Below are 25,452 nucleotides of genomic sequence, written 5' to 3'. Positions count from 1 at the left end.
TCCGGCGGGATTTTTTGAATCAAAGCTGCGAAGCCATTGCGGCTTTATAGGAAATATTTTTGAGAGCCGAAATTTCTTCTTTAGGTAAGGCCGGCTGAAACCAATTATTTTCCGAAATAATTTTTCCGAGATTTTTATCAGGCAAAGAAACATAGCCCAAACGATGCAGAAGCCTCGCTTCAAAAAGCGGCTCAAACCATTCTACTGTCAAACATTCGATGTCGGATAAAATGCCGCGCATAAGTTCCCAAACCGCTTCATCTTTTTCCTGCCCTTTTATCATGCGCGCAAAAAAAGCCGCGGCCCGCGTAAACGACGCGAATATTTCTTCGTTCACGGGTAAATTATAAATTTCTTCGGCGTCTATCAGGCGCATAAATTCTTTACCCTCTACGAAAGAAAGCCGGATTAAAGATCGCGGCGTTAAGTGCGTTCTTAATTTTGACTTCTCCAACCTTATCCCTTTGGCCAAAACCGAAATTTTCCCAAAATCTTTAGTGTAGATATTATATATGCGGTCGGCTTCGCCGAAATCCGTTTCCGACAAAATTACGCCCTCGGTATGATGAAGGTTGTACATTTTATATATTAAATTTTAAAGAAATGAGGGGCCCCCGCTCTTGCTTCGCTTCTCCAAAAATTATTATTTTAATCCCCGCTTCTTTTTTAAGGATTGCCTCAAACTTCTTTACAAAGGCGGCGCCTTTGCTGTCGGTTAATGCGGCAAAAGTTATTTTATCTGACGGCTTAAAACCGGCTTCTTTTCTTTTCTCCTGAATATGACGTATAAGTTCGCGAAGCTGGCCCTCTTCTTTCAGTTCGGGAGTTATGTTTATGTCCAACTCAACTTCGTCTTTGATTTTGGGATCAAAAACTATTTTTTTAATATTCACCTCCCCTTCTATTAAATTTAGAAATTCTTTTTTGTTTCGGATTTCGGATTTCGGATTTCGGATTTTAAGCAATGCGAGCGGCTGGCGGACTTTAATGCCGGCTTTCGCCCGCGCTTCAAGCCCCAAGGAAACAATCCGTCTCGCCTCGTTCATTTCTTCAACCAGTTTTTTTTCGGATACTGACGGTTTTTTGAATTTAGTCCATTTTTCCAAATGAATACTGCCGTTTTTCATAACTTCTAAAAACATCCTGTCTGTCAAAAAGGGAATAAAAGGAGCCGCTAATTTTGAAACCTCGCGCAAAGCAAGGCCAAAAATATCGCTTATCTCTTTTTTCTCGGGCTTTGAGCCGAATCTGATGGCGTCTCTTATCCGCCTGATATACCAGCGCGACAAATCTTCAGCCACGAAGTTTTCAATCATCCGCGCGGCGCGAACAATGTCAAATTTTTCAAGCGCTTCAGTCGCGTCGTATCCAACCTGGTTTAATCTGATGTCCAGCCATTTATTTATAAGAAGCCTCGGCTTTTTTTTCAGGACACTCCCCTTGTCTTTATAAGTCCTCCAATACACAAACGAGTTCCAAAAAATATTCAGGAATCTTCGCGAGGCCTCCGCGATGTCCGATTCTTTAAAAAGTTTTTCGTCCCACGGCTGATTAACGGTGTAAAAATACCATCTGACGGCATCCGCCCCGTATTTTTCAAAAAGCGTCAGCGGTTCAGCCGCGTTACCTCGCGACTTGGACATTTTTTCGCCTTTTTCATCAAGAACCAATCCCAAGACCAGAACGTTTTTATAAGGCGCCGGCAATTTCAATAGAGACGAAACGGCAAGCAGCGTATAAAACCAGCCCCTGGTTTGATCAACTCCCTCGGCAATATAGTCGGCGGGGTATTGACTGGGCCTTTTCGCTTTCGCGCCGAATAAAAAGTTGTCCTGGGCAAACGGCACGGCGCCCGAATCAAACCACACATCAGCGACTTCTTTCACGCGCTTCATTTCGCCTCCGCATTTGGCACAAACCAAATCAATCAAATCAATATAAGGCCGGTGCAAATCCAGCTCTCCGGCTCGGTTATACGGCCAATTATGAAGCTTCAGTTCTTTTGCTTCGCCTGTTTTCGGATACCATAATCGCGGATAATCTTTTTCTTCAGCCCCTTCAAGCGCCGCGTTCAAAATCCATATCGGATCACCGTGGCTGATAATTAAAATATTTTTGCCGCCGTGCTTTTTGACAACTTTCCTTAACTCCATCATCATTCTCGCTCGAACATCCGGTATGCTCTCTCCCCCCGGCGGAGATTCTTTAAATCTCCTTTCAAGCGGAAATAATTTGTTCCCTTCCGCAACCGTTTTTCCTTGAAGTTTGCCCCAGTTATAATCATAAATATTTTCGTTTACCTCTATTTTTGCTCCCAATGTTTTAGACACAATTTCTGCGGTTTGTTTTGCGCGAGTTAACGGGGAAGAAATTATAATGTCTATTTTTTCTTTGACCAATTTTTTGACTTCTTTTTCAACCTGTTTTCTGCCTTTTGCGGTAAGGCCGGAGCCGTTTATAACCGGCCCCACATAGCCGTTAACATTATGATCCGCCTCGCCGTGACGCATAATAAAAACTCGCGTAGTTCTTTTTGTCCCGAACTTATCCAGTTCTTCAAGCGATCCGATTATTTCCTGATGCCCGCATCCGGACGCGTTGCATTGCCATATCGGCAAGGGAGTCCCCCAGTAACGCTCGCGCGAAATCGCCCAATCAACATTTTCGGAAAGCCACTCGCCGAATCGCCCGTCGCGAATAAACTCCGGATGCCAGCCGATTTTTTTATTTTCGGCGATCATTTGATTTTTAACCGCCGTTGTTTTTAAAAACCACGAATTCTTCGCGAAATAAATAAGAGGCGACTGACAACGCCAGCAAAACGGATAGTCGTGCTCGTAAAGTTCGGTCTTAAAAAGAAGCTGCCGGTTTTTTAAATCTTCAATAATAAGCGGATTGGCGTCTTTGAAATATCTGCCGTCCCAAGCGTACCCGGGCGCTTTCAATTTCCCCTCTTCGTCCACCGTGATCGGAGTTGGCAATTTTTCTTTTTTGCCTATTTCCTGGTCCTCTCTGCCGAATGCCGGAGCTACATGCAAAATGCCGGTGCCGTCTTCGGCAGTTACGAAATCCGACTCTACTATCTTATAATCGGATGTTGAATGTTTAATGTTAGATATTGGATAAAGCGGCTCATATTCCAGACCGATCAGATCTTTGCCTTTTTGTTCGTTTATTTCTTTATAATCTTCTTCAAGAACTTCAAGCCGGCTTTTAGCCAAAATCAGCCGCTCGCCGTTTTTTTCAACCGTCGCGTAGCCGATTTTCGGATTGACCGCCAAAGCAATGTTGCCCGGCAAAGTCCAGGGAGTCGTCGTCCAAACCAATAAATAGCTTTTAGGTTGTTTGAGGGGAAATTTAACATACACTGATTCGTCTTTTACCTTTTTATAACCCTGCGCGAGTTCATGCGACGAAAGCGAGGTTCCGCATCGCGGACACCACGGCAAAACCTTGTAGTCCTTATACAAATATCCGTTTTCCGCGATCTTGGAAAAAACCGACCAGAGCGACTCAATATAGCCATTGGTCATAGTCACGTACGGATTTTTTAAATCAAGCCAGTAAGCCATTCGGTCGGTCAGTCTTTCCCATTCTTCTTTGTAGCCGAACACGCTTTTTTTGGCTTCCTCAACGAATTTTTCCAATCCGACTTTTTCTTCTATATCTTTTTTGGAAGCCAAACCGAGTTTTTTCTCGACTTCCATTTCAGTCGGCAATCCGTGAGTATCCCATCCGGCTTTCCTGCGGACATAAAATCCCCGCATGGTCTTAAAACGCAAAATCGCGTCTTTGAAGGCGCGGGCAAGCGCGTGATGAATACCCGGCCGGCCATTGGCGTAAGGGGGTCCCTCGTAAAACACGAATGGCCTGCCCTTTTCGGTTTTATCAAGGGTTTCTTCAAAAATTTTATTTTTCCGCCAGTATTCCAAAATTTCTTTCTCACTTTCGGAAAATGATTTTTTATGTTCCGAATCCTTGTCGGTCATAGGATTACTTTAACTAAAAAAGCGCCCCATTTCTAGGGCGCCTAATTCGCGAGTTATTATTTCTGCATCTCTGTCAGTTCGGTCTCAAAACCGCAATCTTCGCAGCGCCAACAATTCCGATATTCCGAACGACTGACCGGCCTCGCAAGCTTTTTCATTTTTCCAGCGCATTTCGGACAAATATCTTGCGGAAAGGTCAATTCCCCTTTTTCACGAAACTCCCTATTCTGAAACAAAATCCATTTATTCTTGAAAACGGCCATCAAAATTTCATCAACATACTTTCCGTTTTTATAGTATTGTTTTTCTGAAACGCCTTCCTTGCGATAGCCACATTTGATCGCGTGTTTCAAACTTCTTTGATTAAAAGCCAGAATCGAAGCGCGCACCTTTCTTAAATCCAGAGTAAGAAAAGCGTAAGAAAGTAAAATCATCATTGAATCTGTTCCGTGTCCTTTGCCCCAATATTCCTTATCGCCTATTATGGCTCCGACGACAGCTGTTCGGTCGTGCCAATTTATATTATGCAGTCCGGTAAAGCCGATGTGTTTGCCGTCCTTGGTTTCAATCGCGAAAACGACGTTTTTTTCGCGCTCTTTTCCCAAATTATCAAACCACGCCTCTTCAAAATCTCTGGTTACCGGCAAATAAGTGGTGACGAATTGGGTTACCTCCGGATCGTTCATCCATTTGATGGCATTTTCAAGATGTTTAATTCTATCCGGAACACATAGCGCAACTTTTTTTCCGCGAAGAGATACGGCGTTATTTTCCATTTTGGCTTCCTCCTCCATGGTTATAAGAGAACAAAACAAGACGCCCCGACTCCATTTAGCCGGGGCGTCTTTGTGAAATTTAATTGTTGATTTTTAAATTAAATTCGCATTAAACAAAATCGCTTTTGGCCAAATGGTCCTCCCTCGAAACGCGGGAAATATCCCGGACGAAAGTCGGGTTATTAAGACCTTTATTGGCCATGCAAAATTGATAATGCATGATTTTAAAGTATACTCTGAATACAAATTTTGTCAATATACATCATTTTTGTACGATCGTACGGAAATGATGTATGTAATTTTAATGATTTTGTGGGACGCTTCCCTCCCAAAGAGTATGTAAAATTTTATTGATAGTTTTGCAAAAAACAAAGTAAATCGTATTACATCCTTTCCGGAGCCGAGATGCCGAGAAGCTTCAAGAGCGAACCGAGGATATTTTTGGCGGACTTTACTATGAAAAGCCGGCGCGATTCATCTTCGCCCGAGCCTAAAACCTTCACATCTCGGTAGTAAGCCGAAAACGCCTGCGCAAGTTCATGGGCGTAAGCGGTCAGGCGCTGAACTTGATAATCTTTCGCCGTGTCTTCCAAAACATCGGCAACCTCAAGAAGTTTTTTTATAAAACTCAGTTCTTGAGGCTGGAAGACGGAAGCTGGAGGCCGAGTGCTCGCGGCGCGAGCTTTTCTTAAAATGCTAGCGGCGCGCGCGTGCGCGTACTGGACATAATAAACGGGGTTTTCCGCCGATTGTTTTTTGGCAAATTCCAAATCAATGTCCATGTGGGTATCGGCCGAGCGTTCCAAAAAAAACCAACGAGAAGCATCCAACCCAATTTCATCAATCAGTTCTTCAAATTCCACAAATGTCCCTTTGCGTTTGGACATCTTAAATTCTTCTCCGCCCTTCATCAGTCGCACGGTTTGGGTAACAATAATTTCGGATTCCTCCATTCCCACAATTTCGGCAACCGCCTGAATACGCGCAACATATCCGTAGTGGTCAGGACCCAAAATATTTATTTTTTTCTTGAACCCTCGTGACAAAGTTTCCAGATAGTGTCCGGAGTCTGCCAAAAAATATGTCGGATAGCCGTCGGAAGTTATAAGGACCCTATCCTTATCGTCGTCAAAATCGGTTGTTTTCAGCCACACGGCGCCGTCTTTTTTATAGATAAGGTTTTTTTTGTCAAAAAGCGCCCGCGCTTTTTCCACAAAATTTCTCTTGCGGATGTGTTTGTCTTCGGAAGTCCAACGGTCAAATTTTATTTTTGCTTTTTTTTCCAAAGAATTTTTAATTGACTTCAAAAAATCCTTTGCCGCTTCTTGACCCAGTTTTAAGGAATTATCTTTAAACTTTTTAACTTTGGTTTTATTTTTTATTGCCCAGTCTTTAACATAGTCCCCTTTATAAAATATTTCCTCGCGGGGAATCAGTCCGGCTGACGCAAGTATTGATTTACCCAAAATTATTATTTGATTTCCGGTGTCATTAACATAATATTCCCGCTCAAGTTTAAAACCGGCGAGTCCCAGAACATTACCCAAAACATCTCCTAAAAAACCACCCCGGCCATTAGCCAGCGTAAGAGGGCCCGTTGGATTAGCCGAGACATATTCAATTTGAATTTTATTATTTTTGCCTAAATTGAGTTTAGGCAATCCTTTAATTTTTGATAACTGCCCAAAACTTTCCGCAACCTTTCCGTCCGTAATCCAGAAATTCAAAAATCCGGAGCCCGCGATTTCAATTTTTTTAAAAAGACCTGATTTCTCCAGTTCCTTTTTAAAATCCGCGGCAAGTTCGCGCGGATTCTTTTTCTCCGCCTTAGCCGCAATCATCGCCACATTTGACGAATAGTCGCCGAACGCCTCACGCTCAGGCCGAAAAATGGAAAATTCCGCCCCCTTCGGCGCAAGTTTTTCAATTTCTTTTTTTATTCTCCCGCGAAGCATTACCTATAATCTATCGTAAAATAGATAAAAATGCGATAATTCTTTTATGACGGGCCTATTGCAAAACAAAAAAGCATATTTTGATTATGAGATTCTGGAAAAACTGGAGGCGGGGTTGGAATTGCGCGGATTTGAAGTTAAGGCCTTGCGGAATAAACAGGGCTCGCTTTTGGGCGCGCGCGTTATAATCCGCGGGGGCGAGGCCTATATAATAGGAATGGAAATACCACCGTATCAGGCGGCAAACACGCCAAAAGAATACGAACCGCAGCGAACCCGAAAACTTCTTTTAAAAAAGAGTGAAATAAACTATCTGGCCGGAAAATCAGAACAAAAAGGGCTCGCCGTCATACCGATACAAATCTATGCCAAAGGACAAGTGCTGAAAATGGAAATTGGAATAGCCCGAGGAAAGAAAAAATACGATAAACGAGCAAAAATAAAAGAACGCGAATCAAAAAGAAAGATTGAAAGAGAATTGAAACACGAATAAATCAATTTTTAGTTATACACATCTTTAACTGTAAATAAAATACTTTACAATTAAATAGTGAGACTTGAAGGAAAAACTTGTTTGATTTTATACAACGCCGCGAACATCGAACCACTGCAAAAAATAGAAAACCATTTTGATTCCGAGCTCAACGATCAAGAAGATGTGCAGGATGTTAAAGACGTAAAACAAGCCCTGGAAAAAACGGGGCTTAATGTCCGAACATTAAATCTAAAAAATTCTGATTCCAAAATTACAGCCGCGCTTGAAAAAATACAGCCGGATGTGATTTTTAATTTATGTGTGTCTCTTCATAATCACCCGCACAGGAGTCTAACGGAAATGTATGTTGCCGGATGGCTGGAACTTTTAAAGTTGCCTTACACCGGCGCCCCACCTATGCCGTTGGGCCTTTCGTTAAATAAGATGCGCTGCAAACAAATTTTACGCTCTTCGGGCATTCCGGTTCCGCCATCGGTTTACGCCCCCATTGGAGAAAAACCGAATCTTGAATCAATAACCCCGCCTTTTATTATCAAACCGGTCAGAGAAGATGGCAGCGTCGGCATCACTAAAAAATCCGTAGTCGGAACATTTCAAGAGGCGGAAGAAAAAATACAATTCATTCACGGGCGATATAAGCAGCCGGCGCTGGTTGAAGAATTCATTGAAGGACGGGAGTTTACCGTGGTGGTCGTAGACAATCCTCCAAGAATTTTTGGAATTGGAGAACTTGATTTCAGCGGCTTGGATCCGACAGAACCTAAAGTATTCTCATACGAAGCAAAGTGGAATTCCACAAAAAGAGAATATGGCACTAGAGCTCGTTTTCCGGCACAAATTGAAACCATATTAAAAAACCGCCTCGAAAAAATAGCGCTCAAGGCCTTTCAATTGCTCGGTTGTCGTGATTACGCCAGAATTGATATACGAGTCAGCGAAAACAGAAGGCCTTATATTTTAGAAGTTAATTCCAATCCCGACATATCATTAAATGAAGAGTTCGGCGATGCGGCCAAAGTTGCGGGCATTGATTATAACGATTTAATCAGGGACATTGTAGAAAACGCGCTGCGTCGGGGAAATAAAACATTAACTTGACAATTGCAAAATTTAGTGTATATAATAAAGACGGGGATGACCGGCTTCGAAGGAGATTTGAAGGCAAAAAACTTCATGCCGAGGGTGCCTGGCAACCTCGCAAATCCGCTAGGCAGTTCTAAGTGCAAACTATCAACCAGCACTCGCCTACGCTTAATTTAGCGTAAGCCGTTCCGGCTCTTGAGGCCTCATAAAGAGCTTGGAGCGTAAAATTATGGGGCTTGGTTTCAAACAAGCTTCGGTTTGCAACGACTCAAAGAAGTAAAGTTTCGCAATGTTTTGTTCCGTCTTCAGTTGCGAAACGAAAATAAGACGGGACTACGCCTGTAAACGTTTCTGCCCGAAATTTCCTGACGCGGGTTCAATTCCCGCCATCTCCACAAATAAAAATCACCCCGCCTTGCGCGGGGTGATTTTTATTTGCTGTATGGTTCGGTAGCGGGAATTGAAGGGTATTTCAAAAAAGCAAACTGCTTTGCTTTTTTGAAAACCCTGGCTCTGAAGGAGAAAATTTTGATGCGCTGAAAGCGCCAAAAATTTTCGGGTGAAGAGAATTCCCGCCATCTCCATACAAAAATCCCCCGAGCGCTCGGGGGATTTTTACTTTTTATTATTTACGGGCCATCCGCTTAAAAGATATTCCCGCGCTATCGCCCGTATCACGATGCCGGGGTAGACAGCGCCGTAAAGAAAAAGATGGTTACGCCTGCGAAATTCATCGTAAGAAACATCAAATACATTCGCCAAAAGATGCTGTTCGTCTCCCAAGCGCGCGATGTAAATCAATTCGTTATTTTCTTTTTTAATTCCGAGGCGCGATATTTTCGGCGCCACCACTCGCGCGCCCATCTTTAACTCTCCGCGATGAGCCAAAAAAGGATTATACATCCGAAGTTCCAAAATGGAGACACGAAAACGGATGGAGACATCCCGCCAGGTCTCATTTTTAATTTCAACAATTTTCAAATCCGCGGCCTCTTTATCAATTTCTTTCCTATATTGTTTAAGCAGGTGATGATACATTGAAACGCCTTGCAGATATTGAATAGTTTCAAGGCGCAATCGGTCGCGCCTGACCGCTCCCGGGCCTCCGTTATAAGCCGCGATTATTTTTGAGGATTGGTCGCCAAAAATTTTTTTAAGACGCGAAAGATACTTTATGCCGGCTTCAATGTCGTCATCAAGCTGCATGCTGTCTTTCGTGGAAGGCATAACCTGCATAATGCCCCTCGCTCCGGCATGCGACACCAGCCCCTCGTTTCCTCCGGATTCATACATGGCTATGGCTAAGGCGAGATCGGGGTCAATCCCATAATATCGGCTTAATTTTTCAATCTTTGGGCGGTATTTTTCAAGTTTTTTATGGAAACCGAGAAATGAAAAAGAAAATTCCGGCTTTTCGCTGGCTTGTGCCGAGCCCGCGGACAAAAAAACCGCAACGCCAGCTACTATCAAACAACGCGCGAGTTTCATGTAAACCGCCTCCCGCTTTACGGCTTTCTTTATTCATCATAACGAAAAGCCGACTGTTTGAATATGGCTTAAAATAAGAGTCCTAGCGCGCCCAAATGACAAAAGTGAAAACCTTCTCGCCTCGGCCCAAGTCGCGAACGAAGAGCGAATTTTTTCCCTGTGCGTCTTTTTTAACAGCCCGCCCCCACTCTAAAGGATTATCTAAATCAATACCGGCGCCTAATTTATTCCCCTTGCCGTTGCCTTTTCCCGGCCCGCTTCCGCCATCGGAAGAACCGACGGTCTGAACACTATCCAAATGCGCGTAAATTGCCTCAAGTTGGTCATAATCATGCTGATTCGGATGCTGGTTGGTTAAGGGGTCGTTTGTGTAATCCATACAGGTGCCAAGATTCGGGTTATCAAACGCCTCGTCTTGATGAGCAAGACCCAATGTGTGCCCAACCTCCTGGCACATCACCAAATTCCTCCATTCCGGCTTGTTATAATCCGGCATGTCAAAATAAGTGTCGTTGACTTTAGTTGCGCCTTTTACAATATGGTCTCCAGAAATCCAAATTTGGGCGATTCCAAGCCAGCCATTAAATCCGTAAGAGGCGCTGCAAACCTCAACTCTGCCGTCAGTTGCTCTGCAATTTCTTGGCTTGGTTTTTCCCGCGCCAACCACCGTATCAAGAACGGCTGATAAGCTCCAATCGGCGGCAGTCGTATTCAAATGTTCAAGCCACTTTTCAGAAACATTGCTTCCCAACTCAAGCGTAAAAGGATTGGCGGTTCTGCCCCAATGATATCCGCCCCATGAATGGTTGGCTGACACTATAAGAGTTCCGGTCAAAAAAACCGCAAGCGCGCCGATAATTAAATATTTTTTGTTCGATGTCGACATAAGTTTTTAAAATTATTGTTAATTAGTGAAATTATAGAGAAACGAATAAATTAGTCAACCCGCTTATCCACATCCATTTTATATTCTTTTAAACTTCGCCTGGAAAAATCTTAACTGCTTCGGTTCATAAACCATTTTTAATCCGCGCGCGGTTTTTCTTTTTTTGAAGAGATTAATTATATTCTCCGCGACATATCCCAGATGGTCGTTGGTATAGACCCGGCGAGGAACGGTTAATCTTACCAACTCTAATTTTGATCCGTGTTCATGGCCTGTTTTGGCATCTCGACCCGCCGAAACCAAACCCCGCTCCATTGAACGCGCGCCGCATTCTTCATAAATCGCGGCGGCCAAAGATTGCGCGGGATATTGATTTTGAGGCAGGTGATTTAAAAATTTTTTGGCATCCAGATAAACCCCGTGCCCTCCAACAGGCAAAACTATCGGCACGCCGGCATCTTTCAAAATCCCGCCAAACCATTCAACTTGCTTTACGCGATGCTCAATATAATCATCGCCGTCAACCATCTCTCTAATGCCGCGGGCCAACGCCTCCATATCTCTGCCGGACATTCCGCCATAAGTATGCAGACCCTCATAAACAACAACCAAAGAACGCGTTTCCTCAAAAACTTTTTTGTCGCGAGTCGCCAAAAATCCGCCAATATTCACCAGATTATCTTTTTTAGAACTGACGGTGATTCCGTCAACCAGACGCATCATGGTTTTTAATATCTTTTTGACCGACACATTCTCCCATTCTTTCTCGCGCGTTTTTATGAAATAGGCATTTTCAGCGGCCCGCGTCGCGTCCATAATTAAAGGCACTTCATATTTTTGGGTTAACGCGCGCAAATCTTCCAAATTTTTCATTGAAACCGGCTGACCTCCGGCCATATTACAATTGGCTTCAACGCGCACAAAGGCGATTTTACTTTTGCCGAATCTTTTTATAAGACCCGCGGTTTTTTTAATATCAAAGTTTCCTTTAAACGGCTTGGCTTTTTGCGGGTCATAGGCCTCTTCTATAACGCAATCTTTCCAAACGCCGCCCTGGCGTTCAACATGTTCGCGAGAAGTCGTAAAATACATATTAGAAAGAACAAATTGTCCCTTTTTTATCAAAGCTTTCGCCATCAGGTGTTCGGCTCCTCGGCCTTGATGAGTGGGCACGACATAAGAAAAGCCGTAAATATCTTTTACGGCACTCGCAAAATTATAGAAATTCTCCGATCCGGCGTAGGCCTCATCCCCCAGCATCAATCCGGCCCATTGATTGTCGGACATCGCCGAAGTTCCTGAATCGGTCAAAAGGTCAATAAAAACATCCCCGGACTTCAGTAAAAATGTGTTAAAACCGGCCTTTTTAATCGCCCCCTCGCGGGCTCGACGCGAAATCAAGATAGCCGGCTCCACAACTTTTATTTTCCACGGCGGAGGCAGATATGTCATATATTTTATTTATATAAGTAAAATTTAAAACCCGCAATAATTGCATTAAAAAATCTTTCGGGCTATAATAAATCATCTGATTAAAAAGACAAGAATAAATAACCAGATAACGGCTCTCGAGATGAGGGTCATAGGCCCGGATGGTAAAAACCTGGGTATTATTAAAACTGAAGAAGCTCTGGCTAAAGCCAAAGAAGCGGGGTTTGATCTGATTGAAATATCGCCAACAGCTAATCCGCCCGTGGCTAAAATAATGGATTACGGCAAGTACCGCTACGAAGAGGGGCGCAAATCCAAATCATCCCAAAAAGGACGACAATCGGAAACGCGGGAAATAAAAGTCGGGCTTGGAACTTCAGAACACGACTTGGAAATAAAAGCCAAGAAGGCTTCCACTTTTTTGGAAAAGGGCGACCGGATAAGAATAGAAATGATGCTTAGAGGCCGGGCCAAATACCTTGATCCTAAATTCTTAGATGACCGCTTGAAACGCATTTTAAATTATGTTACGGTTGAACATCAAATCGTGGAAGGCCCCCAGAGAGGTCCGCGCGGACCATATATAATGGTAGAAAAAAAGTAAAATGGAAAAAACGAACAAAGCTTTTGCTAAAAGAATTAAAATCACCGGGAGCGGCAGGGTTTTAAAAAGAAACCCGGGCCAAAATCATTTTCGCGCCAGAAAGTCGCGCGCTTTCAAACTGGACACTAAACGATCCAGCGGATTTTCAATATCCAAAAAAGAATTGGGCAAATATCTTCCGTATGCCTAATCTCTAAAATATGACACGAGTAAAAAGGGGAACAACTTCATTAAAACGCAGACGAAAAATCCTTAAATACGCTAAGGGGTATAAGTGGGGCGCTAAGTCCAAAGAACGGACGGCCAACGAGCGCCTGCTTCATGCATGGTCAAATGCCTTCGCAGACAGACGAAAGAAAAAAGGCAACTTTCGCCGGCTCTGGCAGACAAAGATAAATGCCGGCGCGCGAGTATCCGGTTTAAATTATTCCAAACTTGTATCTGCGCTCAAAAAAGCGGACATTCGTCTTGACCGCAAAATGCTGGCTGAACTCGCCGAGCATCATCCCGAAGTGTTTAAAAAAGTGATTGAAGAGGCGATCTCGGCTTAATGCTCGCTGTTAGAAAACAAGTTTTTCTAATTAGGCTCTAAAAACAAACCGGCAAACCAGATAATTAAAATTCCGAAAACTATAAATAAAAACTGCGTAAGCACGGCGGTTTTTTTTCGGCTGTGTTCGGCCTCGTGAAGTTCGGGCACCAAATCCACGGCGGCAATATATAAAAAATTTCCGGCAACAATAGCCAAAGCCGGCGCGATAAACCCCTGAATCGCGTCAGAAAAAATATAGGTTAAAACCGCGCCCAAAACGGCGGTGAGCGCGATTAAAAAGTTATAAAACATGGCGCGGGCTCTGCTGAATCCGGCATGAAGCAAAACCAGAAAATCGCTCATCTCCTGCGGAATTTCATGCAAAACCACCGCTAGGGCGGTTAAAATGCCCAATTTAATATCAACAAAAAAAGCAAGCGCGATAATTATTCCGTCAATAAAGTTGTGAATGGCGTCCCCCAAAAGCGACAGGTAACCAAAAACATGAACCGGACATTGACCTTCGTGACAATGATAAACCAGCAAAAGCCTCTCAAGAATAAAGAAAAAAACAAACCCTCCAAGGACCCATAAAAGCACCCCGCGGGGCTCCCCGCTCATCTCCAGGGCCTCCGGCAAAACATCAAGAAAAACAACGCCCAGCAAAACTCCGACCGCCAGACTAATGGCGTATTGAATATAGTGCCTGAATTTTGCCTCGCCCAAAAAAGCGACAGACCGCCCCACAAGCGATATCAAACTTGACAAAAGACTCGCTCCCAAAATCCAGTAAAAAAGAATCATGATTTAAAGTATATATTGTCGCGCTTTGAAAGTAAAAACGGTTGACGATTATAAAATTTTATGCTATTTATAAATGGGGTGTTCGGACTCTGTCTATTGCCGGAGGAGGAACCTAAATTGAAAATATTTTGGCTGATCGCCAATATGCTCGCGGCTTTTCTGGATTTCAGCGCAGGGACATTTCTTGTATTTCTGTCTTCGCTCTTGACAGGCTATCAAGTCCAGATTTATCACTATTTTTTAGGCGGAATTTTCGCGCTCATTCCTGATTTTGTCGTCCCCATGATCTATCTAAAAAAGAATGGGCTATGCGTAGATTCTCATAAAACATTACTGCATAGGCCTCTTTTTATTCTGCCGGCAACTTTTGGCTTAAGCGCGGTAATCGGCGGTTTATTTTGGAGCGTTGTGGCGACCATTTGTGTTCTCTGGCATTTCTTGCATGATATTCCAACTATAAACTGGTTATGGCCATTTAGAGCGGATACAAAAACAAAAAGCGCGTATCTTGATAATACGGAGAGGGGTATACATAGAGAGCATCAGTGCTGGCTTTTTAAAATTTGGATGGAAAAAAGCAAACGAGCCGCTGCTGAAATTACAATAGGCGCGATCCTTCTTGGCATTGTCATTGGTATAATCTCGGGACGATTATGGGGCGTAATATTTGTAGGATTTTTCTTATTCGGCGCATATATTGTCCAAAACCTGTATGCTTGGCGCATGAAAATAAAAAACGTCGGGAGCGATTAAAAGATCGCTCCTTTTTCTTAACATTATCTTCCGTGACATTTCTACTGTTTTATGATTCGTCCAAAATTATTTTATCCTTGAATTTTCCTCGCCCTGACGCCTTCTCATCTCTGACTTTTTTCACTTCATTTCTATCAAACTTTTTGTAATCCGCTATCGCATCAATAACTTCCAGTAAATCGGCGAATTCTTTTATACTCTCGTTATTTTTGAACTCTTCTATCTCCTCAAGCAGTTTCTCTTTCAACTTCTGCCAATACTCTGCCTCATCCGCGATATGCGTTATCGGGCTTCCGCCCTTCTTACGAATATATTCAGGTATTTTGTCTCGCACTAATTTGTTATATTTCATATTTTATTTCAGCGCGCTTCGGCGGGTTTTTGTTATCATTTCCCATAATATTTCTTATTCTCTTTGAGTTTTTATCCAGATTCTCCAAATCATATTTGAGACCTCGCGCTCTTTCAGGCGCTGCTCAACAAGTCTTTTAAATTCCGGAACATAATTTTCTTTCAAATATATTTTTATCATTTTTTCTTTCACCCTTTCAAAGTACGTCTTTTTCTGAATTGAAGCCAAAAATACAGCGAGCGAATACGACGGGTCGCCGAAACTCACCTGCTCCCAGTTGAAAAATCTGAATCCGTTTTTTGTTTTTAACAAATGTCCGGCATGCGCGCTTTCAAAAATAAAAACGGGGCCGTGTTTTTTAATAACTCTTTTTAACCTCGGCTCAAACCCATCGAGCATACGCTCGGCTTTTGGCAAAATATTTTTGATTTTCAGGCCCTCCTTTCGTGTTTTTTTGTTTTTTAAAATATCTTTCAGGCGCCTGCGCCACGCTTTTTTGTTTTTGGCGTAGCTCATCATCGCTTCTTGAAATGGCACAAGTTTTTTGTTTACCGTGATTTTATTAAGGCGGGCGATGAATTTGGCAATTTGCCCGAAAAGTTTTTCTTGTTTCCTCACCGAAAATTTCGTAAAAATTTTTCCTTCCAGATATTCCTCAAGCATCGCCGGCTCGCCCCGCCTCTGACGGGGCGAGCTGAAAAAGTTTTTGGTTAAATAAAATGCTTTCGGCCCGACTTTATATTTTTCAACATATTTCAAAGTTTTATACTCATCCAAAATCCCTTTTGTCGGCTCGCCCCATTCCGGACCCTTGAGGCGCAAAACAAATTTTTTCCCGCCGACTTTAATTAAATAATTAAAATGCCCCGACCACGGCTTAGGATCAATGTTTTTAACGCTAAATTTGTTTTTACCAAACAAACCAAGAGGATTTTTCTTGACCCCCACACCTATCAAGCAATTTTTGCCATTGCACATTCGTGCTATTGCTCGATAGGTGTGGGGGTTGACTAGCCACTTTTTTATATCCCTAATCTCCGGCGGTGTTTTCATTTTATATGCATATAATACAATTATTTTAGAGTTCCCGACACCGCAAGGAGACAGAAGTGAAACTATATGAGATATGGAAACACAACAAGATTATCAAATCCCCTTATCCGGGACAATACGCGGGCATAACAACTCAGAAAATCTTTGGTCGACTTTCATGCGGAAGCGGAAAGAGGGCCAAGAAAGAAAATCGTATTTTTTTCCATACATGGGAAGATGCTATTGAGGCGGGATATCGCCCATGTAAAAACTGCAAACCAGAAAAAATAGAGTGCGACCACATGCCGTTTGGCCTTACCGGCGGTTGGGCTTTATCTCTAACCAAGTTGAGAAAAAGAATTAGGGTCTCCTGTGCTCTCTGCGAAAAACATTTGGGATATACCCGTGAGGACGAACGCGGAAATGTGCGATGGAAAGACGGGTTCATTTTATCGCACGATGCGCTGATTGAAGAAATGCAATAGGTAATACAGCCGTCCACAGCGGCTTTTTTCTTTTCCGCAACATTCTAACATTCTGCAGAATGTTAGAATGTTGTTAGCTGGTTTTTTGGTTAAGAGACGAGCAAAAATCGCCAGGGTTTTTTCGCCCACGGGCCCGCGTAGTCCACCCCGACACGCGGGCCTTTTTTTATTTTTGCTCCCAAAATTTTTGAACCCCTTTCAAACCAGAGCGCCTTATTGCCGATTAAATCTTGCCCATGAAATTTTTTACCAATTTTGAAAAATTTACAGACCCTCCCCGGACCAAAAATCTTTTCCGTACCGCCAAAGGGAATCACTCCGCGAATCAAAACCGCCGAAGGAAAGTCCTTTTTCTCGGTCACGACATTAAAGCAGTAATGCATTCCGTAAATTAAATAAACGTAAGCCCTACCCGCCTCCCAGAAAAGAACTTCTGATCTTGGCGTGCGTCCGCGAGAGGCGTGGCAGGCCTTATCATTTTGGCCGACATACGCTTCCGTTTCGCAAATAACGCCCCGAATCTCTTTTTTGCTGTGTCCGCCGTAGCCTTTGGCGGAGGGCGGGCCGATTTTACGAACCAAAACTTGCCTAAGCAAATTTTTGGCCACTTCCACCGTCGGCCTCTCAAAAAATTTCCTGTTTAATCTTATTTCCGCCATATTCAACTATTCGATCGAATTAGAAAATGCTATTTATTTTAATTTTCCATCAGCCATTGCACTCGTCCCACGGAGCCGTCGGTCAGACGCACCTTTACCCCGCGCGGATGATTTTCTTTGGAGGTCAGAAGCTCCTTAACAATTCCCTGCTTATAATTATCCGTTCCGTAATTTTCCTTCTCAATAATCCAGACCGCGTCCCCCGGCTTGATTTCCGACCTCTTCGGCGGGTTTTTGTTGTCACCTGTCATAATATAATTTTAAATGTATTTATCCATGCGTCATATGGCATCTCTATTGCTTATTGACTAGCTCGCAGGGATTTTATGTATTCTATCAGTTTCTCGACATCGTCGGTAAGAAAATCAAACCATTGAGCAGTCCAGCCATCGAGCGGAACTGGCCTTGTTTCTTCCACTTTAAGACCAAACGCTTTCTTCCCTAATGCGTTCGCAAATCCCGTCTCGAGGTAAAGTCCTCTTGTATCCGACAAAATAACAATCATTCCATCACACTTTCTGATCAATTCTAATTCTTGCTCCCAAATTTTCCGCTTAGGTTGTGCTTGATCAACATCTCTCTGTGGCAAGATAAGCTTAATTCCGGCTTGTTCAAGTGTTTCAGCAATAATCTCATTCCTACGCATCTTTGCCGCGTCCTTTTCAACGCCTTTTATATCTGTTCTATATAATGGTGATGCTAAAAAATACATAAATTTATACTCCTACGCCCCAGCCAGCTCAGCTGGCCCCATGACACTTCTTATCCTTCGACTTTGCTCGGGATTGCGAGATGTCACTTCCCGTGGCACTTTTATTGCTTATTGACTAGCTCGCAGGGATTTTTCCATTTTTATCATTTTTATCGACCCGATATAAATTTCTTCTACCATCTTAAATCCTAATTTCTGATAAAATCCTATTGCATTTAAGGTTGAATTCAATTCAATCTTTTCAACTTTTTTGGATATAAAATCATTTTCCATATAATCATATAATTTCCTGCCGATGCTCTGATTTAGATACTCTGGACTGACATTGATTTGAAAAACCCTTCCTTCGGCGGCCAAATATTGTCCAAACCCAACCAACTTATTTCCCGCCTCGGCCACTATCCAATCTGAATTTCGAAATTGGTTTTTTACGTTTTTTTCCGATATGTCTTTACTCCATTCTTCTATGGCTTCGACGGGATAAAATTTAGAATTAACCTCGCTCACAACTTTTTTGTGCAACTCCGCAATTACTTTTGCGTCTCTTAATTCCGCTTTTCTAATTATGACTTGCATGTTATCCCCCACGACACTTTATTTATTGCCGCAACCGCGGAAATAATTTTTGTAAAACCTTATCAAATCCCGGAAGAAGTTTAAACTTTTTGGTCTCCTGCGGTTTAATCCACTTATAATTTCTTGCTTCCCAATCAAGTTTTATTTTGTCTGACAAAACTTCAACTAAAATCGGATGCACAATCCATGTTTTTCCATATTTCGGCGCATCTTGATGAAAAATTTCGCCGAGTTTTATTTTTTTGACCTTATTAGGGCTGATCCCCAATTCCTCTCTCAATTCGTCTTTGACTTTATGTTCAAGAGTTCTTTTGTCGTCAAGAAACCCCGAAATGCCGTTCCAGTATCCGGGGTAAAAATTCAATGTCTTGCTTCTTTGAACTATCAAGATTTTACCGCGATATTTAAGCACGCAATTTATCACCGGCGCCCACCTGGCGTTTGTATAATCAACTTGTCCCGGTTTTAATTTGAACAATGGTTTTTTCATACTCCTCATTTTCCATAGCACTTTTGTTGCTTATCGCCTACTCCGCACGAATTTTAACCACAATTTCTTAAAAAACGGCATCGTGAGTGTTGATAACATAAACGCCACCGCTGGCACTACAGCGTTAAGCCACGGCCGCGAAATGTCAATCGCCCGCATATACGCCCCAATTGCAAGGTAGGTAAACAGCATCAGCAATCCCCGCCTTGTCCAGCTTGTTTCCCACCCTTTGTCCGCCTCAACATTTCTGTTCCTTTCTTCAATTTCACATATTCTTCGCTCTAAATTTTCCATATGTTTATAGAATATCAAAAGCTTCGGAATTTTGAATACGCCGTCCGTCTGGCGTATTCACGCCCCATGACACCTTTTATACTTCATTCATCATTCAAAATACCACGGCTTTATCTTTTTAACCCTTGGAGGGTTTCAAAAACATCCGTCTTTCTCGCCCACTCATCTAAATATTTCATGTCCAACTTATCGCCGGAGATTTTTAAAATTGATTCGGCATCTTCCAATTGTTTTGTTGACGGCATTGATTTGTCCCACAGAAGTTTTCGTAAAATCAAATCCTCCGGAGAAATAAAATAGATCATCCGGTTTTTTATTTTTTTCGGAATTTTTCTGGAAAATTCCTGTTTTGCCAAATCATCGCCTTTGGCGACCCAAAAATCAACCTTTATCCCTGTATCTCCGTCAATAAAATTAAACTCCCCTCGTCTGGCAAATGCTTCTTTCATCATTTCCTTATCAACATATCCGGCCTTACTCAAATCTCGCAGAGCATTTTGAAGGTTTCCTAAATCTTCTCGTCTTAGTTCAATAATAATATCGACATCCGCGGTAAAACGCGGCCGTCCCCAAATAAAAACCGCCATACCCCCTGTTACAAAGTAGGAAATATTTAAACGGTCAAGAATTTCGATTATTCGCACCAATAAATCTCTTGGATCCGATTGTTCCATAAGTAATTTTAGAACTGTCTAACTCTTTAGCCAAGCGCCATAAACCAGCCCCCAACTTTATCTTTTCGTCAGCTGACATTATGCGAAAAATTTCGTCCTGCATATCTTGAGCTGATCTTTTGGAGTTGTAATAATTTTTTGATTTCATAACCATAATAATATCATATACTTCTTAATTCCTGAATCTCTTGCCTTTCGGCTTTTTTAGTAATTCAAGAAGTTTTATAAGCGGTAGGGTGTTTATGATGTCCGATTTTTCCGCCCACCCTCGGCGGGCTTGCGCGACGCCGTATTCCAAATAAGAAAGCTCGGCGGCTGAATGCGCGTCCGTGTCAATCGTGAAGCGGACGCCAAATTTTTTTGCCATGCGGATCAGCTCGTCGTGCAAATCAAGACGCCAAGGATGCCCGTCTATTTCAAGAATTGTGCCTGTTTCGACGGCAACTTTGAAAATTTTATCAAAATCAAGTTTTATCGGTTCCCGACGCATGGGCACGCGAGTGGTCGGGTGAAAAATGATGTCTATATTCGGATTCTGCATGGCTTTAATCAGCCGTTCGGTTTGCTCTTCCTCCGAAAGTTTGAAGGCCGTGTGAATCGCGCCTCCCGCAAAATCTAGTTTAGCCAAAACAGCATCGGAAATATCAAGCGAGCCGTCACGCAAAATATTGACTTCGGCCCCGCTTAAAATTTTGATGCCTGACATTTTTTTATTTAATTTTTCTATATGCGCGATCTGGCGCAAAAGTTTTTTGTCGTCAGCGCCTCCGGTCATCGCCAAACTTTTAGTGTGGTCGGTTATTCCGATGTATTCGTATCCACGGCTCTTGGCATATTCAGCCATCTCTTCAATTGAGTTTGCGCCGTCAGACCAATCGGTCTGCGTCTGCAAATCGCCCTTTATGTCTTTTAACTCAATAAGGCGCGGCAATTTATGTCTTTGAGCTGTCTCAATTTCACCGGAGTTAACGCGCATTTCGGGCGGCATCCAATCGAGCCCGAGACGCGCGTATATTTTTTCTTCATCATACCCCTCAACCAGTTTTTTACCCTTAAAAAGTCCGTATTCGTTTAATTTATATCCTTTCTTAATCGCGATTTTCCTTAAAGCCACATTATGGTCTTTGGAGCCGGTAAAATACTGTAAGGCCGCGCCGAAAGATTCGTGCGACAAAACACGCAGGTCCGCGTCAATCCCAGAACGCAGGCGAACCATTGATTTTGTTTCGCCCCTAGCATAGACGCTCGCGACTTCGGGCATTGAAACGAATTTTTCCATGACCAGTTCGGGCTTTGAAGATATGGCCAAAAAATCCAAGTCGCCCACGCTTTCCTGCCACCTGCGTAAAGAGCCGGCGGTTTCAACTTTTTCCACTCCCGGAACTTTTCTAAGCTCGTTAATAATTTTTCTGGCAATCGGCATAGCTTCTCCGATATTCATCCGCCCTCCGGAGCTTTTCTGAAACTCAATGCCCTTTAAAATTTTTTGCTCTAATTTTTCGCCGAAACGCGGCAGATCGCGTAATTTCCCCCCTTTGGCCGCCTTTTCTAAATCTTTGATATTTTTTATCTTAAGTTTTTTATACAAGGTTCCGATTATTTTCGGCCCGACGCCTTCAATGGCCGTAAACCCGGACACATCTACCGGCATTTCTTTTTTAAGGCGCGCGTAGTCCTTAATGCGGCCGGTCTTTAAAAATTCCTCAATACGCTCGGCAATGCCCCTACCCACTCCCGAAATATCTTCCAGCGCCCCGATTCCCCCTTTTTTATAAATATCCCCCACATCTTCATCCAGCGCCTCAATGGAATGGGCCGCTTTTTCAAAAGCGCGCGGCTTAAACGGCACCTCTTTCATTTCTAAGAGTTCCGCCATCTCAAAAAATATCTTCGCGAGTTCTTGATTTGCCATAAATTTTATGAGGGATACGCCTATTCGGCGCCCGCGCTTCACAAAATAATAATATCGCAAAATTGGGGCGGAGTTAAGTTTTTGCAATCAAAAATTCTTCGTCTTGCGGACTTCAATTTTTCAGCAAATTCCTTAAAAAAACAAATAGACCCTACCGCGAGGGTAAGGCCTTGTGCTTTTTGGTTAGAAATTATTTTTTAATGACCGTTGGCGGTCGCGAAAAAAGGAAAGAGAATTTTGTTGCAAAAATTACTTTGTGCTCGTTGAGCGAGGAGCAACTCCCTCTTTTATCTTTACGCGACTTTCAATGCCTATCTGATTTAAGAATAAATCCTTTTTGAAAATGCGCAAATGCGGGGTGTGGATAACCCTCACACCCACTTTTCAAAGCGCAATGCGCAAAAGAAGTATTGAAAAGTGGGTGTGAGGGTTAGACACAGCGCGGGAGGGGGTCGGCCTTCGCCCGTCGTAGTCGGCTATGGCCGACGAAGTCGGGGGAACGGAAGTTCCCCGTATTGGAAAACAGCGACCCCGCAGTTGCGGGGGAGCGCTAGAAACCGAGGGTTTCTAGGGAGCGCGAGCGAATCCCTTGAGGTGAGCGAGCCGCGACGGGTGAGGATAAGTTTTTCTTCTGATATAATGCGTCTATGCCGGATAACAAAGACGAACGATACAAGGCAATGAAAAAAATTCGCGACGAGATTGTCGCGTTCAAGAGCTCGCCTTTATATGAATACAGGACAAACCAAAAAAATCTGCCGGTCATAGGCGAGGGCTCACATAACGCCAAAATTATGTTCGTGGGAGAAGCGCCGGGAAAAAACGAGGCGCTTACCGGCCGTCCTTTTTGCGGACAAGCCGGGCGCGTTCTTGATGAACTTCTGACTTCAATAGGAATTGAACGAAAAAATGTCTATATCACAAACATTGTCAAAGACCGTCCGCCGGAAAACCGCGACCCCGAGCCCGAAGAAATTACGGCTTACGCCCCGTTTCTTGACCGCCAAATTGACATAATACGGCCAAAAATCCTTGTTCCCCTTGGGCGTTTCTCAATGTGCTATATTTTGGAGAAATTTGGAGTAAATAATAGCGAAACGATAAGCAAAATCCACGGCAAAATATTTGACGCGAACACCTCTTACGGAAAAGTAAAAATAATGCCGATGTACCACCCAGCCGCATCATTGTATCACCCCGATACCCGCAAACTGCTTGAGGCCGACTTCAAAAAACTGAAAGAGGTTTTATAAATTGATTTCAACTACGATATATCGTAGTTGAAAAAATTAATAAATTACCTTTATTTTAAACATCGTGTTGAGACCAGGCCCTATTCCCCCCACCCCATCACAATCAAAACCGCGTCGGACCCGCGGCCGCGCGATATTTTGGGACGCGAAAAATTATTTTTGAACGACTCGCTGATTTTACGCGCGATTTTTTGGGCCAGCTGGTTTTCAGAAGTATAAATTATAATTTCTTTTTTAGCGGATTTAATATTTAAAATCCGGTGCATCGGATCCCGCCGATAGGCCTCGCGGGAGACATTTTCAGCCGTTTGCAAAACCTGCGCACGATATTTTTCGGGAACATCCGAAATCCTGACTTCGCCTTCCCACTGGCGATTCTTCTTCATCTGATGAAACGGACACAACTTAAAATAAACCGGCTTTGTTTCTTTCAGGTACGGATAACGGAGGAGATTATGATGCCACGATTTGTAATAGTAAACCTCTGGGCCTTCCGGACAAAAAATTATGTCGGTACGCCCCGGACCGAATTCGGCCTCTGCATGACGCGAGAGTTTGAGCCCTCGACGATGTTTATTTCTGACGGATATTCGGGAACTTTTTTGCCGCATTTTCATATTTCAATTTTATATTAAATTCCAAATCTCCAAAAATACGCCGACCAAAAGTCCGACTATTAAAATCCACCGCAGCCATACTCTCGGCCCCAAAAGACGATGACGGTGTTCGGGAAATCGTTTATGCAACCTGCGCGCCATTTCAATTATAAAAATGCCGAGAACCCCGAGGCCTATCGCGCCAACCAGTCCCAATGTTTTCACTAAATTGGAAAAACCCAAAACATACAAAAGTGGGGCGGGAATAACCGTAAGAGCCCAGGCGGCCAAATTTTTACGGCCATAATCATATTTAAAAATGCTTTTGAAATCGGCGGCGAGAGCCAAATAAGAAGTAAAAACCGCCAGAAACCCGATGACAGCTCCAATCAATAGCGCCTGTCGGCCAATTTGGCCGGCAAGGCCGGATAAAGCGTCCTCCGAAGTCGCCGCTCCGGACACCCCCCAGACAGCGGCAATAAAGACAAAATAAATAAGGGCCGAGGCGGTTAAACTCCAAATAATAACTCTCCTGAAATCCAAAAGGGTCGCCCCTTTCATTATATCCCTGGCCTCGGGCAAAGAAGCGAACCCGCCCAAAGCAAAAAGCCAAACGCCGTAAGGCAGAAACCAATTACCTGAAACGCCGGACAGAAAGTTTTCAAGACGCACGAAGCTGAAAGAAGAACCAAAAAGATAAAAAACGAAAATAAATAAGGGTATTGTAAGATAAAAATTTATTGTGCCGATGCGTTCAAACCCGAATAAACTCAAGAGTGCCGCGACCGCAAAAAAAATGAGCGTTAATGAAGCGACTGAAGGAAACGGAAAAAGCGCTGATAAAAAAATGCCGCCCAAAAGGCCGTAAACCAAAAGCGTGCCGTAATAACTGAAAACCGTAACGACTAAAGCGAACTTTTCGGACTTTGAACCGAAAAACCGCCGCACATAGCCGGTAAAACGCATCTGGCCGTCAGTCAAATAAGCCACTTCCCCGTACATCAAATGCAAAACCAGCATAAAAAACATCGCTACAAGGAAATGTAAAACTCCCCAAAAAATTCCCGCGCGGGAAAAAACAAAAGGCAGAGCGAACATCCCCGCGCCGAAAATCATTCCGACCAATGTTCCCAAACCGTCGCGGTACAATCGCCATTTAGACATCGCCGTCGTCTTCCTCTCCCTCTCTTGGCGCCGGCCTCGGAAGCCGTTTTTCCACTAGACGCACGCCCCACAAAATAAAAAGGGTGATTACCGTCGTATAAATAGCTATGGAAAAAAAACCCACGCCCGCGGCCATGCCTATCGCGGCCGCGGCCCAAACGCCCGCCGCCGTGGTTAAACCGCGAACGGCGTTGCCTTTAAGAAATATAAGGCCCGCGCCGAGAAAACCTATGCCGACCACAACTTGAGCCGCGACCCTCGCGGGGTCCCGAAATCCGCCGCTTTCAAATCCGAATATTGAAATCGCGGTAAAAAGAGCCGCGCCCATAGAAACAAGCGCGTGAGTTCTTATGCCGGCTTCTTTGTGTTTGTAAAAACGCTCAAAACCGATAATCGCGCCCAAAATCGCGGCTAATAAAATCCTAAGCGTCATTTCCCGCGTCAATGGATCAAAAA

General features: G+C 43.4%; 28 protein-coding genes and 1 other RNA gene. 9 read left to right on the top strand and 20 right to left on the bottom strand.

What is annotated here, in order from left to right; translation table 11 throughout:
- Window positions 1-19: 19 nt before the first annotated feature.
- The 4 genes from recO to HYY55_03875 all read right to left on the bottom strand — a co-directional run bounded on the left by recO (window position 20) and on the right by HYY55_03875 (window position 6,720).
- Window positions 20-580 (bottom strand): DNA repair protein RecO, encoded by a 561-nt coding sequence (recO, locus tag HYY55_03890; protein ID QQG46074.1) that lies wholly within the window; start codon window positions 578-580, stop codon window positions 20-22.
- 1 nt (window position 581) lies between these two features.
- A complete protein-coding gene (locus HYY55_03885; GenBank protein QQG46073.1) occupies window positions 582-3,989 on the bottom strand; it encodes a class I tRNA ligase family protein in 3,408 nt (1,135 codons plus the stop codon).
- A gap of 56 nt (window positions 3,990-4,045) precedes the next feature.
- Window positions 4,046-4,765: a GNAT family N-acetyltransferase gene (locus HYY55_03880; GenBank protein QQG46072.1), complete on the bottom strand. Its 720-nt coding sequence runs from the start codon at window positions 4,763-4,765 to the stop codon at window positions 4,046-4,048.
- 383 nt (window positions 4,766-5,148) lie between these two features.
- The gene (locus tag HYY55_03875; GenBank protein ID QQG46071.1) at window positions 5,149-6,720 is read right to left on the bottom strand and encodes an arginine--tRNA ligase; all 1,572 of its coding nucleotides are present in this window, start codon (window positions 6,718-6,720) and stop codon (window positions 5,149-5,151) included.
- Window positions 6,721-6,766: 46 nt separating this feature from the next.
- Between HYY55_03875 and smpB the strand changes: the two genes are divergently transcribed.
- The 3 genes from smpB to ssrA all read left to right on the top strand — a co-directional run bounded on the left by smpB (window position 6,767) and on the right by ssrA (window position 8,697).
- Window positions 6,767-7,213 (top strand): SsrA-binding protein SmpB, encoded by a 447-nt coding sequence (gene smpB, locus HYY55_03870; GenBank protein QQG46070.1) that lies wholly within the window; start codon window positions 6,767-6,769, stop codon window positions 7,211-7,213.
- Window positions 7,214-7,294: 81 nt separating this feature from the next.
- On the top strand, window positions 7,295-8,314 hold the full coding sequence (locus HYY55_03865; protein QQG46069.1) for an ATP-grasp domain-containing protein: 1,020 nt from the start codon (window positions 7,295-7,297) through the stop codon (window positions 8,312-8,314).
- Between the two features lie 32 nt (window positions 8,315-8,346).
- Window positions 8,347-8,697, top strand: a transfer-messenger RNA (tmRNA) gene (gene ssrA, locus HYY55_03860).
- A 217-nt stretch (window positions 8,698-8,914) separates the two neighbouring features.
- On the opposite strand, the gene HYY55_03855 is transcribed toward ssrA, so the two are convergent.
- The 3 genes from HYY55_03855 to HYY55_03845 all read right to left on the bottom strand — a co-directional run bounded on the left by HYY55_03855 (window position 8,915) and on the right by HYY55_03845 (window position 12,125).
- A complete protein-coding gene (locus HYY55_03855; GenBank protein QQG46068.1) occupies window positions 8,915-9,787 on the bottom strand; it encodes a transglycosylase SLT domain-containing protein in 873 nt (290 codons plus the stop codon).
- 82 nt (window positions 9,788-9,869) lie between these two features.
- Window positions 9,870-10,673, bottom strand: a complete 804-nt coding sequence (locus HYY55_03850) for a hypothetical protein (GenBank protein QQG46067.1) — start codon at window positions 10,671-10,673, stop codon at window positions 9,870-9,872.
- 78 nt (window positions 10,674-10,751) lie between these two features.
- The gene (locus tag HYY55_03845; GenBank protein ID QQG46066.1) at window positions 10,752-12,125 is read right to left on the bottom strand and encodes a tryptophanase; all 1,374 of its coding nucleotides are present in this window, start codon (window positions 12,123-12,125) and stop codon (window positions 10,752-10,754) included.
- A 121-nt stretch (window positions 12,126-12,246) separates the two neighbouring features.
- Here HYY55_03845 and infC point away from each other — a divergent pair, with 121 nt between their 5' ends.
- Genes infC through rplT form a run of 3 tightly spaced genes read left to right on the top strand, consistent with a single transcriptional unit; the run spans window position 12,247 to window position 13,259 of the window.
- Window positions 12,247-12,708, top strand: coding sequence for a translation initiation factor IF-3 (infC, locus tag HYY55_03840; GenBank protein QQG46065.1), 462 nt, complete (start codon window positions 12,247-12,249; stop codon window positions 12,706-12,708).
- Between the two features lies 1 nt (window position 12,709).
- Window positions 12,710-12,898 carry a 50S ribosomal protein L35 gene (locus HYY55_03835; protein QQG46064.1) on the top strand — a complete coding sequence of 63 codons (189 nt, stop codon included), beginning with the start codon at window positions 12,710-12,712 and terminating at the stop codon, window positions 12,896-12,898.
- Window positions 12,899-12,908: 10 nt separating this feature from the next.
- Window positions 12,909-13,259, top strand: a complete 351-nt coding sequence (rplT, locus tag HYY55_03830) for a 50S ribosomal protein L20 (protein QQG46063.1) — start codon at window positions 12,909-12,911, stop codon at window positions 13,257-13,259.
- 26 nt (window positions 13,260-13,285) lie between these two features.
- On the opposite strand, the gene HYY55_03825 is transcribed toward rplT, so the two are convergent.
- Window positions 13,286-14,044, bottom strand: coding sequence for a ZIP family metal transporter (locus HYY55_03825; GenBank protein QQG46062.1), 759 nt, complete (start codon window positions 14,042-14,044; stop codon window positions 13,286-13,288).
- 60 nt (window positions 14,045-14,104) lie between these two features.
- On the opposite strand from HYY55_03825, the gene HYY55_03820 reads away from it, so the two are divergent.
- On the top strand, window positions 14,105-14,797 hold the full coding sequence (locus HYY55_03820) for a hypothetical protein (protein QQG46061.1): 693 nt from the start codon (window positions 14,105-14,107) through the stop codon (window positions 14,795-14,797).
- 49 nt (window positions 14,798-14,846) lie between these two features.
- On the opposite strand, the gene HYY55_03815 is transcribed toward HYY55_03820, so the two are convergent.
- Together HYY55_03815 and HYY55_03810 are read right to left on the bottom strand one after the other, a co-directional pair.
- The gene (locus HYY55_03815) at window positions 14,847-15,149 is read right to left on the bottom strand and encodes a nucleoside triphosphate pyrophosphohydrolase (GenBank protein ID QQG46060.1); all 303 of its coding nucleotides are present in this window, start codon (window positions 15,147-15,149) and stop codon (window positions 14,847-14,849) included.
- A gap of 54 nt (window positions 15,150-15,203) precedes the next feature.
- Window positions 15,204-16,202 carry a phosphotransferase gene (locus HYY55_03810; protein QQG46059.1) on the bottom strand — a complete coding sequence of 333 codons (999 nt, stop codon included), beginning with the start codon at window positions 16,200-16,202 and terminating at the stop codon, window positions 15,204-15,206.
- A gap of 56 nt (window positions 16,203-16,258) precedes the next feature.
- Between HYY55_03810 and HYY55_03805 the strand changes: the two genes are divergently transcribed.
- Window positions 16,259-16,666 (top strand): hypothetical protein, encoded by a 408-nt coding sequence (locus tag HYY55_03805; protein ID QQG46058.1) that lies wholly within the window; start codon window positions 16,259-16,261, stop codon window positions 16,664-16,666.
- A gap of 89 nt (window positions 16,667-16,755) precedes the next feature.
- Here HYY55_03805 and HYY55_03800 read toward each other — a convergent pair whose 3' ends face one another.
- The 7 genes from HYY55_03800 to polX all read right to left on the bottom strand — a co-directional run bounded on the left by HYY55_03800 (window position 16,756) and on the right by polX (window position 21,983).
- Window positions 16,756-17,325: a DNA-3-methyladenine glycosylase gene (locus HYY55_03800; protein ID QQG46057.1), complete on the bottom strand. Its 570-nt coding sequence runs from the start codon at window positions 17,323-17,325 to the stop codon at window positions 16,756-16,758.
- A gap of 38 nt (window positions 17,326-17,363) precedes the next feature.
- A complete protein-coding gene (locus HYY55_03795; GenBank protein QQG46056.1) occupies window positions 17,364-17,576 on the bottom strand; it encodes a YwbE family protein in 213 nt (70 codons plus the stop codon).
- A 50-nt stretch (window positions 17,577-17,626) separates the two neighbouring features.
- Window positions 17,627-18,037 (bottom strand): nucleoside 2-deoxyribosyltransferase, encoded by a 411-nt coding sequence (locus tag HYY55_03790; GenBank protein QQG46055.1) that lies wholly within the window; start codon window positions 18,035-18,037, stop codon window positions 17,627-17,629.
- A 108-nt stretch (window positions 18,038-18,145) separates the two neighbouring features.
- The gene (locus HYY55_03785; GenBank protein ID QQG46054.1) at window positions 18,146-18,613 is read right to left on the bottom strand and encodes a GNAT family N-acetyltransferase; all 468 of its coding nucleotides are present in this window, start codon (window positions 18,611-18,613) and stop codon (window positions 18,146-18,148) included.
- Window positions 18,614-18,635: 22 nt separating this feature from the next.
- Entirely contained in the window at window positions 18,636-19,103 is a 468-nt protein-coding gene (locus tag HYY55_03780; GenBank protein QQG46053.1) for an NUDIX domain-containing protein, read from the bottom strand.
- 404 nt (window positions 19,104-19,507) lie between these two features.
- A complete protein-coding gene (locus HYY55_03775; protein QQG46052.1) occupies window positions 19,508-19,984 on the bottom strand; it encodes a hypothetical protein in 477 nt (158 codons plus the stop codon).
- A 259-nt stretch (window positions 19,985-20,243) separates the two neighbouring features.
- On the bottom strand, window positions 20,244-21,983 hold the full coding sequence (gene polX / locus HYY55_03770; GenBank protein QQG46051.1) for a DNA polymerase/3'-5' exonuclease PolX: 1,740 nt from the start codon (window positions 21,981-21,983) through the stop codon (window positions 20,244-20,246).
- 680 nt (window positions 21,984-22,663) lie between these two features.
- Here polX and HYY55_03765 point away from each other — a divergent pair.
- Window positions 22,664-23,236 (top strand): uracil-DNA glycosylase, encoded by a 573-nt coding sequence (locus HYY55_03765; GenBank protein QQG46656.1) that lies wholly within the window; start codon window positions 22,664-22,666, stop codon window positions 23,234-23,236.
- 80 nt (window positions 23,237-23,316) lie between these two features.
- Here the strand turns inward: HYY55_03765 and HYY55_03760 are convergent, their stop codons facing one another.
- From HYY55_03760 to HYY55_03750, 3 genes are read right to left on the bottom strand one after another with little or no spacing between them, the layout of a single operon-like run.
- Window positions 23,317-23,853, bottom strand: a complete 537-nt coding sequence (locus tag HYY55_03760) for a hypothetical protein (GenBank protein ID QQG46050.1) — start codon at window positions 23,851-23,853, stop codon at window positions 23,317-23,319.
- A 9-nt stretch (window positions 23,854-23,862) separates the two neighbouring features.
- A complete protein-coding gene (locus HYY55_03755) occupies window positions 23,863-24,996 on the bottom strand; it encodes a hypothetical protein (GenBank protein QQG46049.1) in 1,134 nt (377 codons plus the stop codon).
- The gene (locus tag HYY55_03750; protein QQG46655.1) at window positions 24,989-25,429 is read right to left on the bottom strand and encodes an MgtC/SapB family protein; all 441 of its coding nucleotides are present in this window, start codon (window positions 25,427-25,429) and stop codon (window positions 24,989-24,991) included. Before HYY55_03750 ends, HYY55_03755 begins: the two co-directional genes overlap by 8 nt.
- Window positions 25,430-25,452: the final 23 nt, after the last annotated feature.

This window comes from Candidatus Niyogibacteria bacterium (genome assembly GCA_016432485.1).
Taxonomy (GTDB): Bacteria; Patescibacteriota; Minisyncoccia; order HO2-45-28; family HO2-45-28; genus HO2-45-28.
Note: the sequence above shows the minus strand (reverse complement) of the source record. Positions and strands in the feature narration are given on the sequence as shown.